At 68.0% G+C, this 12,937-nt stretch carries 12 protein-coding genes and 1 pseudogene; 11 read left to right on the top strand and 2 right to left on the bottom strand.

Features of this window, described 5'->3' with window-relative positions:
- Complete coding sequence (locus tag GO592_RS16965) at positions 1-522, top strand: gamma carbonic anhydrase family protein (protein ID WP_005561411.1); 522 nt, start codon at positions 1-3, stop codon at positions 520-522.
- On the top strand, positions 519-1,196 hold the full coding sequence (locus tag GO592_RS16960) for a uracil-DNA glycosylase (RefSeq protein ID WP_085990368.1): 678 nt from the start codon (positions 519-521) through the stop codon (positions 1,194-1,196). Before GO592_RS16965 ends, GO592_RS16960 begins: the two co-directional genes overlap by 4 nt.
- Positions 1,197-1,209: 13 nt before the next feature.
- Here the strand turns inward: GO592_RS16960 and GO592_RS16955 are convergent, their stop codons facing one another.
- Both GO592_RS16955 and rpmB read right to left on the bottom strand, forming a co-directional pair.
- Positions 1,210-1,998, bottom strand: a complete 789-nt coding sequence (locus GO592_RS16955) for an enoyl-CoA hydratase/isomerase family protein (protein ID WP_007296866.1) — start codon at positions 1,996-1,998, stop codon at positions 1,210-1,212.
- Positions 1,999-2,146: 148 nt separating this feature from the next.
- Positions 2,147-2,338 carry a 50S ribosomal protein L28 gene (gene rpmB, locus GO592_RS16950; protein ID WP_005240429.1) on the bottom strand — a complete coding sequence of 64 codons (192 nt, stop codon included), beginning with the start codon at positions 2,336-2,338 and terminating at the stop codon, positions 2,147-2,149.
- A 236-nt stretch (positions 2,339-2,574) separates the two neighbouring features.
- Between rpmB and GO592_RS46560 the strand changes: the two are divergent.
- The 9 genes and pseudogenes from GO592_RS46560 to rpmF all read left to right on the top strand — a co-directional run.
- A pseudogene (locus GO592_RS46560) lies at positions 2,575-3,489 on the top strand (DAK2 domain-containing protein); the annotation flags it as partial.
- A complete protein-coding gene (locus GO592_RS46555) occupies positions 3,482-4,270 on the top strand; it encodes a hypothetical protein (protein WP_443218438.1) in 789 nt (262 codons plus the stop codon). The pseudogene GO592_RS46560 and the gene GO592_RS46555, both read left to right, overlap by 8 nt.
- Before the next feature lie 8 nt (positions 4,271-4,278).
- Positions 4,279-6,537, top strand: a complete 2,259-nt coding sequence (gene recG, locus GO592_RS16940) for an ATP-dependent DNA helicase RecG (protein WP_007296868.1) — start codon at positions 4,279-4,281, stop codon at positions 6,535-6,537.
- A gap of 155 nt (positions 6,538-6,692) precedes the next feature.
- Complete coding sequence (locus GO592_RS16935) at positions 6,693-10,097, top strand: pyruvate carboxylase (RefSeq protein WP_007296869.1); 3,405 nt, start codon at positions 6,693-6,695, stop codon at positions 10,095-10,097.
- Entirely contained in the window at positions 10,094-10,660 is a 567-nt protein-coding gene (rsmD, locus tag GO592_RS16930; protein ID WP_007296870.1) for a 16S rRNA (guanine(966)-N(2))-methyltransferase RsmD, read from the top strand. The genes GO592_RS16935 and rsmD overlap by 4 nt, the downstream gene beginning before the upstream one ends.
- The gene (coaD, locus tag GO592_RS16925; RefSeq protein ID WP_005240440.1) at positions 10,657-11,151 is read left to right on the top strand and encodes a pantetheine-phosphate adenylyltransferase; all 495 of its coding nucleotides are present in this window, start codon (positions 10,657-10,659) and stop codon (positions 11,149-11,151) included. The genes rsmD and coaD overlap by 4 nt, the downstream gene beginning before the upstream one ends.
- 108 nt (positions 11,152-11,259) lie before the next feature.
- Positions 11,260-12,033: a DivIVA domain-containing protein gene (locus GO592_RS16920; protein WP_005566190.1), complete on the top strand. Its 774-nt coding sequence runs from the start codon at positions 11,260-11,262 to the stop codon at positions 12,031-12,033.
- Positions 12,034-12,191: 158 nt separating this feature from the next.
- Positions 12,192-12,752, top strand: coding sequence for a YceD family protein (locus GO592_RS16915; protein WP_007296871.1), 561 nt, complete (start codon positions 12,192-12,194; stop codon positions 12,750-12,752).
- A gap of 2 nt (positions 12,753-12,754) precedes the next feature.
- Complete coding sequence (gene rpmF, locus GO592_RS16910) at positions 12,755-12,937, top strand: 50S ribosomal protein L32 (RefSeq protein WP_005240446.1); 183 nt, start codon at positions 12,755-12,757, stop codon at positions 12,935-12,937.

Genomic DNA, 12,937 nt, shown 5'->3' with positions numbered 1-12,937 from the left:
ATGGCTATCTACGCGCTCGGGGACCGCGAACCCGACATCCATCCGGACGCCTACGTCCATCCCGACGCCGTGGTGATCGGGAACGTGACCCTGGCGGCAGGAACCTCGGTGTGGCCACAGGCCGTGCTCCGCGCCGACTACGGCACCATCACCGTCGGCGCCGACACGAACATCCAGGACGGCACCGTGATCCATTGCACGATGGTCGATCCCACCGTCATCGGCTCGGGGTGCGTCGTCGGTCACGCCGCGCACATCGAAGGATCCACGATCGGCGACCACTGCCTGATCGCGTCCGGATCGATCGTGCTCAACGGTTCGGTCATCGGTGCCGGTTCGGTCGTCGGAGCCGGCGCCGTCGTTCCGTTCAAGTTCGAGGTTCCACCGCGAAGCATGGCACTCGGCGTCCCCGCGAAGATCCGGCAGGGTTACGAGGTTCCCGAGGGGCACCTCGCGATGAACGTGAAGATGTACGCCGCGAACGCGGCCTACTACCGCGACTCGCTGCGCAGGCTCGACTGATGGCGGCGCCGCTGTCGGACCTCGTCGAGGCCGGATGGGCAGACGCACTCGAACCCGTGTCCGGGCGGATCGCGGAGATGGGCGAGTTCCTGCGCGCGGAAATCGCCGACGGGCGTGAGTACCTCCCCACGGGAGAGAACGTCCTGCGGGCGTTCACCCACCCGTTCTCCGAGGTCAAGGTCCTGATCGTGGGTCAGGACCCGTACCCCACACCCGGGCACGCGGTCGGTCTCAGTTTCTCGGTGGCCCCGGACGTGCGCCCGGTGCCGCGCAGCCTCGGCAACATCTTCACCGAGTACAGCAAGGACCTCGGCTACGAGACACCCACCACCGGGGACCTCACCCCGTGGTCGCGCCAGGGAGTGCTTCTGCTGAACAGGGTTCTCACCGTGCAGCCCGGACTCCCGGCCTCACACCGGAAGAAGGGCTGGGAAGCGGTGACCGAGCAGGCCATTCGCGCTCTCGTGGCGCGCCCCGAACCCCTCGTCGCAATTCTGTGGGGCCGGGACGCGTCCACGTTGAAACCGATGCTCGGCGACGTGCCGACCATCGAGTCGGCCCACCCCTCACCGTTGTCCGCGTCGCGCGGATTCTTCGGATCGCGGCCGTTCAGCCGGGCGAACGAACTCCTCGACGGACTGGGTGCCGAGCCGGTGAACTGGCAGCTGCCGTAATCGGCGAATTTCCCTACTGCACAGACGAGAAGTCGGCACGCCGCTTCTCGACGAAGGCGTCGACGCCCTCGCGTCCCACCGGGCTGTCGGCCGCGGTGGCGATCGACGCGGCCTCCGCGTCGAGTTGCTCGGCGAGCGTGCGATATCGGGAGGCGCGGACGAGCGTCTTGATCCCCGAGAAGGACGGCGTCGGGCCGGCAGCGAGCGTGCGGGCGAGCCGGAGTGCCTCGTCCTGAACGACGTCGTCGCCGACGAGGCGGCTGAGGATGCCCAGGCGGACGGCCTCGTCACCGCTGAGAACGGCGTCGGTGATCAGGATCTCGCGCGCGCGAGCGTCGCCGACGATGCGCGGAAGGGTCCAGGACATGCCGCCGTCCGGGGTGAAGCCGATGGACGGGTAGGCCGGGCGCAGCTTGGTGCCCGGGCCGCCGATGGCGACGTCCGTGAGGCAGACAAGGCTCATACCGGCGCCCGCAGCCCACCCGTGAACACCGGCAATCACCGGAACGGTCACGGCGTCGAGCGCACGAACGAATTCGTGGAACACGCGCGCCACCTCGGCGACGTATTCGCTTCGCACGGGTGCGGACGCGAAGGCGTGGACGTTGCCGCCCGCGCAGAAGTTCGGGCCCTCCCCGACGAGGAGGACGCTGCCGATTCGGTCACCGACCGCTTCGAGTGCCCGGGCACCCTGCACCATGCCCTCGCCGTCCAGCGAGGTGCCGTTCTCCGCCGTCGCGATCGTGATGCGAAGGACGCCATCTTCGAGCTGTACTTTGCTGAGTCCATCGAGAGAAGTCACCGTTGCACCTTACGCGGGCCCCTGCCGGTGCCCGACGTGCCCCGATGCGCTGCGACGATGCCGAATCGGACAAGGTGCGGCGGCATAAAAAACTGCGCCCCCGACACCGAAGTGTCGGGGGCGCAGTGACATCGCACGCAGCGTCGGGTCAGCCCCGAGCAACCTTTCCAGCCTTCAGGCAGGAGGTGCAGACGTTGACCTTCCGGGTGTTTCCGGGGGCAACCTCGGCACGAACAGTCTGAATGTTCGGGTTCCAGCGACGGTTGGTACGCCGGTGCGAGTGCGAGACCGACTTACCGAAGCCGGGCCCCTTGGCGCATACGTCGCAGACGGCAGCCATAGTCGCGAACTCCTTCAAGATAGTGAACTGTGAAATTTGCTGGCCTCGTGGAGACAGGGCACAGCAAGCGCGCCCTGTACGAGGCAACCGTGCAAGAGTAGCCGCTCGAGGGCGGATTGGCCAAACCCGGTCCCGAAGGGCTCGGACCGCGGGCCCGATCATCGTCCCCCGACTAGTCTGACGGCACCTTCCCATTCCCCTGGCCGGAGAGGACGACAGTGGCCCCTGAGCTCCCGATGGACGGTCGAGTCCTCGAATCGTGGGCGCGGACCGCCGTCGCGGGTCTGGAAAAGCGGTGCGAGGAGATCAACAGCCTCAACGTCTTTCCGATCCCGGACTCCGACACGGGTACCAACCTGCTGTTCACCATGCGGGCGGCGCTGGGTGCGATCGACGAGTACGCGGGCACTGCAAGCGGCACCAAGGACGTCCGGCAGGTTGCCATCGCCCTGGCTCGGGGCGCGGTAGCAGGCGCGCGCGGGAATTCCGGAGTGATCCTGTCCCAGGTGCTGCGAGGGGTCGCGGAAGCGGCCGTCACCTCCGCCGTCGACACCCGGACGGTCCGGACCGGACTGCTGATGGCCACCAATCTGGTGACGGACGCGGTGAGCTACCTGGTGGAGGGCACCATCGTCACCGTGCTGCGCTGCGCGGCCGACGCGGCGGCGGAGTTCCCGGACGAGGCGCCGATCGCGGTCACGGCACGCGCAGCCGCGGATGCGGCGGCGTCCGCGCTCACCAGGACGCCGTCGCAACTCGACGTGCTGGGCACCGCGGGCGTCGTCGATGCGGGAGGGCTCGGCCTCGTAGTGATCCTCGACGCTCTCGTCACGGCCGTGACGGGTGCGCCGCCGGATCGCGCACCGATCGCGCTCCACGTTCCGCGCCGCACTCCGTCCACGCATCGCGCAGAGCCCGTCCCCGTTGTCGCGCCGCCCGCGCCGCAGGGCCCGCATGCGCATCCGGGACCCGGACCCGACTGCGACGAGGGCTCGGATCAGGACTTCGAGGTGATGTACCTGGTCGCGGAGTCCGACGAGGCCCGCATGGGGGAGTTGCGCACCACGCTGAACGCCCTCGGGGACTCGATCGTGATCGTCGGCGACGGCGGCGGAGGCTGGTCGGTGCACGTGCACTGCACGGATGCGGGCGCCGCCGTGGAGGCCGGACTGTCGGCGGGACGCATCCACGGAATCCGGGTCAGCAGCTTCCTCGTGGATGCGCGGGACGAGGGGTTGCTCGTTCCACCGGTCCGGACCCGGCCGGATCAGGGGGGGGCGGGGAATCGTCGCCGTCGTGGCCGGGGACGGCGCCGCCGAACTGTTCGCCAGCGAGGGCGCGACCGTCCTCCGGTGCGACGACGCCCCCGTCACCCGGGCCCAGCTCCTCGGCATCATCAGACAGATGGGACGCACCGAGGTGCTCGTCCTCCCCAACGGCGCGCTGACGGCCCAGGAACTCGTCGCGGTCAGTGCCGCGGCGAGGGACGCCCGCCACGAGGTGCTGCTGCTCGCGACGTCCGCGATGGTGCAGGGACTCGCGTCCCTGGCAGTGCACGACCCCGAGCGTGAGGCGGTGGACGACGCGTTCGCGATGTCGGAGGCGGCCGCGGCCACCCGCTGGGGATCGCTGCGCATCGCCCGGGAGCGGGCTCTCACCTATGTGGGCACGTGCGAACCGGGCGACGGCATCGGACTGATGGGTCACGAAGTGATCGTCATCGAACCGGACGCGGTCGCGGCCGGACGGCGACTCGTCGACCTCGTCCTCGGCGCGGGTGGCGAACTGGTGACGCTCCTGATGGGGTCGGAGGCACCGGAGGGGCTGGACACGGAACTGGCCGATCACATCTCGCAGCGGCACCCCGGCGTCGAGGTGATGATCTACCACGGTGGACAACCTGGAGATCTGTTGCAACTCGGGGTGGAATGAGGAATTCGATGGCCACATTGTCCGACCGGCTCGATCATCTGCTGGGGAAGAAGACCGCCGACGCGCTCGAGGAGGCGTTCGACATTCGCACTGTCGAGGACCTGCTGCGGCACTACCCGCACCGGTACGCCTCGCAGGGCCGCGAGCTCGCGGAGAAGGATCCGCCGGAGGGCGAGCACATCACGATCATCGCCCGGGTCACGTCCGCGGCCGTCGTGAAGATGAAGAACCGGCCGGGCAGCATGCTCAAGGTGGTCCTGTCGACCGACACCCAGAACGTGGACGTCACGTTCTTCAGCCCGCAGAAGGTCAAGCACGTGATCAAGCCGGGTGTGCGCGCGATGTTCTCGGGAACGGTCAAGTACTTCCGCCAGAAGTGGAGCCTCACCCATCCGAGCTACCTCATCCTTCCCGAGCCGCGTGCCGGCAGCGAGGACCCCGTCGTGAACGTCGACAGGATCCGCGGTGCCGGGGATCTCGCGGGAATCGCCCGGGCGTCGCAGGAACCCGGTGCGGGGGTCGACCTGTCCGTGTTCGACCGGGCGCTGATCCCGCTCTATCCGGCCACCCGGGACGTGGAAAGCTGGACGATCATGAAGTGCGTCCGCCAGATCCTGGACCAGCTCGATCACGTCGACGACCCCCTGCCGGAAAACATCCGGGCCGAACGCGACCTGATCGGTCTCGACGAAGCCCTCCGGTCGGTCCACCTGCCCGACACCCGCGAGGACGTGGAGAACGCCCACGACCGTCTGCGGTTCGACGAGGCGACGGCGCTGCAGCTGGTTCTCGCCCGTCGCCGCCACGACAACGCCGAGCGAGTCGCGCCCGAGTGCCCGCCGGTGCCCGGCGGGATCGCCGACGTGTTCGAGAAAATGCTTCCGTTCCAGCTCACCGACGGTCAGCACGCGGTCGCCGACGAGATCTCGGCCGATCTGGCGCAGCCGCACCCGATGAGCAGGCTGCTGCAGGGTGAGGTGGGTTCGGGTAAGACGATCGTGGCCCTGCGCGCCATGCTCCAGGTGGTCGACGCCGGCTACCAGTGCGCCCTGCTCGCGCCGACCGAGGTCCTCGCGACGCAGCACGCCCGGTCGCTGCGGGCGATGCTCGGCTCCCTCGCGACCGCGGGGGAGCTCGGGGCGCACGAGAAGGCCACACGGGTGGCGCTGCTGACGGGGTCGATGCCGGTCGCCGCCAAACGCACGGCTCTGAACGAGGCGATCACCGGCGACGCCGGGATCGTCATCGGCACGCACGCCCTGATCCAGGACAGCGTCGAATTCTTCAATCTCGGGATGGTGGTGGTCGACGAGCAGCACCGGTTCGGTGTCGAGCAGCGCGACCGGCTGCGGTCGAGGGCGCGGGAGGGCCTGAGCCCGCATCTGCTGGTGATGACGGCGACGCCGATTCCCCGCACCATCGCGATGACGGTGCTCGGCGATCTCGAGGTGTCGACGCTGCGCCAGCTGCCGAAGGGGCGGTCACCGATCAAGAGCAGTGTGGTACCCGCGTCCCAGAAGCCGCAGTGGGTCGCGCGCGCGTGGGAACGGATCCGCGAGGACGTGGCCGAGGGGCGGCAGGCGTACGTCGTGTGCTCGCGCATCGGAGACGGCGAGAAGGGTGACGGTGAGGACGCGTTCGACGAGAAGGCGCCCGAGACGAAGTCCGCCGTCGAGGTGTTCGAGGAGTTGAGCGGCAGCGTCATGCCGGACCTGCGGGTCGGTCTGCTGCACGGCCGGCTTCCCGCGGACGAGAAGGACGCGGTGATGCGCGACTTCACGGCCGGCGACATCGACGTCCTCGTGTGCACCACGGTCGTGGAGGTCGGTGTAGACGTCCCGAACGCGACGATCATGGTGATCGTCGACGCGGACCGTTTCGGTGTGAGCCAGCTGCACCAGCTGCGCGGACGCGTCGGCCGTGGCAAACACCAGGGCCTGTGCATTCTCGTCACGAAGATGAATCCGGGCGGTCCCGCCTACGAGCGATTGTCGAGCGTGGCGTCGACCAACGACGGCTTCGAACTCGCGCAACTCGACCTCGCCACGCGCCGCGAGGGCGACATTCTCGGTGCGGCGCAGTCGGGCACGACGTCCACGTTGCGGCTGTTGTCGCTGCTCGGCCACGAGGACGTCATCGCCGCGGCGTCCGAATTCGCGCGTTCGGTGATCGCGGACGACCCGCGCCTCGAGAACCATCCCGGACTGTCGGCGATGGTGACGTCGGCGCTCGACGCGGACCGCATCGAATATCTGGAGAAAACGTGAGAACTTACTTCGCTTCACGTAAATCTTTGCTCGTCTGTTTCGGGTCTGTTGCAGAATTCGCACACGTCAGGGGGGTCTTTGTGAAGTTTGTGGACGATCCTGAAATGTGGGATGCCATTTATCCGCGGCCGTCGACGGCGGGGTAGTTTGCTCCAATGTTCTCCAAAGTCCTGGTCGCCAACCGTGGCGAAATTGCGATCCGCGCTTTCCGTGCCGCCTACGAACTAGGTGCTGGAACGGTCGCGGTGTTCCCGTACGAGGATCGGAACTCGATCCACCGTCTGAAGGCTGATGAGAGTTATCAGATCGGCGAGGAGGGACACCCGGTTCGGGCGTACCTCTCCGTCGACGAGATCGTCTCCGCGGCCAAGCAGGCAGGCGCCGACGCCATCTACCCCGGCTACGGCTTCCTTTCCGAGAACCCGGATCTCGCCGCCGCGTGCGCCGAGGCGGGCATCACGTTCGTGGGTCCGTCCGCCGAGGTACTCGAGCTCACCGGCAACAAGGCGCGCGCGATCGCCGCGGCGAAGGCCGCCGGTCTGCCGGTGCTGGCGTCGTCGGAGCCGTCCGCCGACGTGGACGAGTTGCTGGCCGCGGCCGAGACCATGCAGTTCCCGCTGTTCGTGAAGGCCGTCGCCGGCGGCGGTGGCCGCGGCATGCGGCGCGTCGCCGAGCGGGCTCAGCTCAAGGAGTCCATCGAGGCCGCCGCGCGTGAGGCCGAGTCGGCGTTCGGCGACCCGACGGTGTTCCTCGAGCAGGCCGTCGTCGACCCGCGTCACATCGAGGTCCAGATCCTGGCCGACGGTCAGGGCAACGTCATCCACCTGTTCGAGCGCGACTGCTCGCTACAGCGCCGTCACCAGAAGGTGATCGAGCTCGCGCCCGCCCCGAACCTCTCGGAAGAGCTGCGGGCGAAGATCTGCGCGGACGCCGTCGCGTTCGCGAAGGAGATCAACTACTCCTGTGCCGGCACCGTCGAATTCCTCCTCGACACCCGCGGCAACCACGTCTTCATCGAGATGAACCCCCGCATCCAGGTCGAGCACACCGTCACCGAAGAGGTCACGGACGTCGACCTCGTGCAATCGCAGTTGCGGATCGCGTCGGGGGAGACCCTCGCGGATCTGGGCCTGAGCCAGGACAAGATCACGCTGCGCGGTGCGGCGCTGCAGTGCCGCATCACCACCGAAGACCCCGCCAACGGGTTCCGCCCGGACACCGGTCGGATCACCGGCTACCGCACCCCGGGTGGTGCCGGTATCCGCCTCGACGGCGGAACGTCGGTCGGCGCAGAGGTCTCCGCGTACTTCGATTCGATGCTCGTCAAGCTCACCTGCCGCGGCCGCGACTTCGAAACCGCCGTCGCCCGGGCGCGCCGCGCGGTCACCGAGTTCCGCATCCGCGGCGTGTCGACGAACATCCCGTTCCTGCAGGCGGTGCTCGACGACCCCGATTTCAAGGCCGGCCGGGTCACCACGTCCTTCATCGAGGAGCGCCCCCAGCTGCTCACGCTGCGCAGCTCCGCGGACCGTGGCACCAAAATCCTCACCTACCTCGCCGACGTGACCGTCAACAAGCCGCACGGCGAGCGGCCGTCGGCTGTGTACCCGCGCGACAAGCTGCCCCAGATCGACCTGTCCACCCCGCCGCCGGACGGCAGTCGCCAGAAGCTCCTCGCCCTCGGCCCGGAAGGATTCGCCAAGGCACTGCGGGAGCAGAAGGCCCTCGCCGTCACGGAGACCACGTTCCGCGACGCACACCAGTCGCTGCTCGCGACCCGCGTGCGCACCAGCGGTCTGCTCGACGTCGCCGGACACGTCGCCCGGCTGACCCCGGAACTGCTCTCCATCGAGGCGTGGGGTGGTGCCACCTACGACGTGGCTCTGCGGTTCCTGCACGAGGATCCCTGGTACCGGCTGTCGGCGCTGCGTGAGGCCGTGCCGAACATCTGCCTGCAGATGCTGCTGCGTGGCCGGAACACCGTCGGGTACACCCCGTACCCGGAGAAGGTGACGCGGGCGTTCGTCGAGGAAGCCACGAACAGCGGCATCGACATCTTCCGCATCTTCGACGCCCTCAACAACGTCGACCAGATGCGGCCGGCCATCGACGCCGTCCGCGAGACCGGCACCGCGCTCGCCGAGGTCGCGCTGTCGTACACGGGCGACCTGTCGAACCCGAACGAGAACCTGTACACCCTCGACTACTACCTGCGCCTGGCGGAGGAAATCGTCGAGGCCGGTGCGCACGTCATCGCGATCAAGGACATGGCCGGACTGCTTCGCGCCCCGGCCGCCACCACCCTGGTGACGGCGCTGCGCAAGAACCTCGACCTGCCCGTGCACGTGCACACCCACGACACCCCGGGTGGTCAGCTCGCGACCTACCTGGCCGCGTGGCAGGCAGGCGCGGACGCGGTCGACGGGGCCTCGGCCGCGCTGGCGGGCACCACCAGTCAGCCGGCGTTGTCGGCGATCGTGGCGGCCGCCGCGCATTCGGAGTACGACACCGGCCTGGACCTGCAGGCCGTGTGCGACCTCGAGCCGTACTGGGAGGCGCTGCGCAAGGTCTACAAGCCCTTCGAGTCGGGGCTGCCGGCCCCGACCGGACGGGTCTACACGCACGAGATCCCGGGCGGTCAGCTGTCGAACCTGCGCACCCAGGCCGTGGCCCTCGGTCTCGGCGACAAGTTCGAGGAGGTCGAGGCCAAGTACGCGGCCGCCGACCGCATGCTCGGCCGCCTCGTGAAGGTTACCCCGTCGTCGAAGGTCGTCGGCGACCTCGCCCTGCACCTCGTCGGATCCGGTGCCTCCACCGAGGAATTCAAGGACAACCCGGCGAAGTTCGACATCCCCGACTCGGTGGTCGGATTCTTGCGCGGCGAACTGGGCACCCCGCCCGGTGGCTGGCCCGAACCGTTCCGCACCCGGGCACTCGAAGGCCGCGGCGAAGCGAAGCCGGAGGTGCCGCTGTCCGCGGAGGACGAGAAGGCCCTCTCCGGCACGTCCGCGGAACGCCGCGCGACGCTCAACCGGCTGCTGTTCCCTGGCCCGACGAAGGAATTCCTCGAGCACCGCGACAAGTACGGCGACACGTCGCAGCTCTCGGCCAACCAATTCTTCTACGGCCTGCGCCGCGGCGACGAGCACCGGGTCCGCCTCGCGCAGGGTGTCGAGCTGATCATCGGGCTCGAGGCCATCTCCGAACCCGACGAGCGGGGATACCGCACCGTCATGTGCATCCTCAACGGGCAGCTGCGTCCGGTGTCGGTGCGCGACCGGTCCATCTCCAGTGAGATGCCCGCCGCGGAGAAGGCGGACAAGAACAACCCCGGCCACGTGCCGGCGCCGTTCGCCGGTGTGGTGACCCTCGCCGTGACCGAGGGCCAGCACATCTCCGCGGGCGACACGATCGCGACCATCGAGGCCATGAAGATGGAAGCGGCCATCACCGCCCCGCGGAGTGGCACGGTCTCCCGGCTGGCCATCGGATCGGTCCAGCAGGTGGAGGGCGGCGACCTGCTCGCCGTCGTGGCGACAGGGGAGTCCGCGAGCGAGTGACTCGGATCATCGCGGGACTCGCGGGCGGTCGACGCCTGCGGGTCCCGCCGAGCGGGACCCGGCCCACCTCGGACCGGGTCCGCGAGGCATTGTTCAGCGCACTGCACAGCCGGATGGACCTCGAGGGCGCGTCCGTCCTCGATCTCTACGCGGGATCGGGGGCGCTCGGCCTGGAAGCGCTCTCCCGGGGTGCGGACCGCGTCGTCCTCGTCGAGTCCGACGCGAAAGCGGCGGGCATCATCAAACACAACGTGACGACCGTCGGTCTACCGGGCGCGGAAGTGCGCGGCGCTCCGGTGGCGGCGGTGCTCGCGGGCGCCGCCGACCGGCCGTACGACCTGGTGTTGGCGGATCCGCCGTACGCCGTCGACGACCAGGCGGTGCAGACGGTGCTCGGCCACCTGCGGGTCAACGGCTGGGTCGGCGACGGCTCGATCGTGGTGCTCGAGCGGTCGTCGAGGTCACCCGAGACGGCCTGGCCCGAAGGCTTCGCACCCGTCAAGGCGAAGAAGTACGGCGAGGCGAGAATCGAATTGGCGACCTGCTACGGTCTGGACTCATGACTGGCGCTGTCTGCCCCGGATCCTTCGACCCCGTGACCAATGGCCACCTTGACGTGATCGGCAGAGCTGCCGCGCAGTTCGACGAGGTCATCGTGACGGTCATGGTCAACAAGAGCAAGCGTGGCCTGTTCACCGTCGAAGAGCGCATCGAGATGCTCGAAGACTCGACCAGTGAGCTGCCCAACGTGCGGGTCTCGTCCTGGCACGGCCTGCTGGTGGATTACGCCAAGCAGCAAGGGATCACAGCGATCGTCAAGGGCCTGCGCGGCGCCAACGACTTCGACTACGAGCTGCAGATGGCGCAGATGAACCAGAAGCTCAGTGGTGTCGACACCCTCTTCATCCCGACCAATCCCACGTACAGCTACCTGTCGAGTTCGCTCGTGAAGGAAGTGGCCACGTTCGGTGGCGACGTCTCCGACATGCTGCCCGAGAAGGTCCACGCCCGTCTTCTGGCGAGGATCGCCGAGCGCGCCGCCGAGAGCAGCTGATACCCGACACACCGGCTGCCACGACACACCCTCGGCGTCCGGTCGGGCAGACTTGCACGGAGAAGGCTGCGCCGACCTGCTGAGGGTCATGGATGATTGGGGTTGCTTGTGTACCGGGTATTCGAGGCGCTCGACGAACTTGTCGCGATTGTCGAAGAGGCACGCGGCGTACCGATGACCGCCGGCTGCGTGGTTCCACGCGGTGACGTCCTCGAACTGCTCGACGACGTGCGCGATGCGATTCCCGGTGAACTCGACGACGCCCAGGACGTCCTGGACCACAAGGACAAACTGGTGGGGGACGCGCGGTCCAACGCGGAGAAGACGATTTCCAGCGCCAACGCCGAGGCGAACTCCACCATCGAGAACGCGCGAGACGACGCCGACCGCATTCTGGCGGACGCGAAGGCGCAGGCCGATCGGATGGTCGCCGAGGCCCGCGCGCACGCCGAGCAGTTGGTCACCGACGCGCGCGCCGAGGCCGAGTCCTCGGTCGCGGAAGGCCAGCGGGAGTACGACGCACTCACGGGTCGCGCGCGGGCCGAGGCCGATCGCATGATCGAGTCGGGCAAGGCCTCGTACGAGAGGTCCGTTGCGGAGGGCACGGCGGAGCAGGCGCGCCTCGTCTCGCAGACGGAGGTCGTCCAGGAGGCGCACGCCGAGTCGGCCCGGGTGATCGACTCCGCGCACGCCGAATCCGATCGTCTCCGCTCGGACTGCGATCTGTACGTCGACACGAAGCTCGCGGAATTCGAGGACTTCCTGAACGGCACCGTCCGGTCCGTCGGCCGGGGACGTCAGCAGTTGCGGACCGGTTCGGGTGTTCCCGACTACGCCTCGGACTACGACGTCGACGACCGCCGCGCCGAGCGTCGCCGCTGAGCGACGGTCGGGTCGCCGCACTCGATCGAATTTGGCTCCACCGCGTAGATTGCGTATCGTGGGGTGGTTGCCCTTTGTCGTTTCCCTTTTCTCGAAAGTGAAGTTTGTTGTCATCCCATCGCCACAGCTCATCGCGTTCCCGACGGGACGCGGACTTCGTGCTGGACACGGTCAAACTCGGCCGTCGTCCCGGTTCGATGCGCACCGTGGAACGGGTGGTGACGGCGCCACAGCGCATCGGTCTCGACCTGATCGCCATCGAGGAAGGATCGGAGATCCATCTCGATCTCCGGTTGGAGGCCGTATCCGAGGGCGTCCTGGTCACCGGTTCGTTGCGAGCCGACACCGTGGGGGAGTGCTCGAGATGTCTCGAGCCGTTCTCCGACACGGTGGACCTGACTCTCACGGAGCTGTTCGCATACCCGGACAGCACTACAGAAGAGACCACGGAGGAGGGGGAGGTCTATCACGTCGTGGACGACGAGATCGACCTCGAACCCGTCGTGATCGACGCCGTCGGCCTCGCACTGCCATTGCAGCCGCTCTGCAGTGACGACTGCCAAGGATTGTGCCCAGAATGTGGCGTTCGCCTGGCGATTGCCGAATCTGGCCATGGGCATGCCATACTTGATCCTCGCTGGGCTGGTCTTGCAGCCAAATTTGGCGTGGAATCAGAACCCAGCAAGAATCTTGTGAACACCGAAGCCGAGGAGAAGTAGAAGTGGCTGTCCCCAAGCGCAGAATGTCGCGATCCAACACGAGGTCGCGTCGCAGCCAGTGGAAGACCACTGTGCCTACCCTCGTCACCTGCCCCAACCGTGGCTGCGGCGAGAAGACGCTGCCCCACGTCGCGTGCCCGTCGTGTGGCACATACAAGGGCCGCCAGGTCACTGCCGCCGTCTAG

Source organism: Rhodococcus sp. 21391, assembly GCF_016772255.1.
In the GTDB taxonomy this organism is placed as follows: domain Bacteria; phylum Actinomycetota; class Actinomycetes; order Mycobacteriales; family Mycobacteriaceae; genus Rhodococcus_F; species Rhodococcus_F opacus.
Note: the sequence above shows the minus strand (reverse complement) of the source record. Positions and strands in the feature narration are given on the sequence as shown.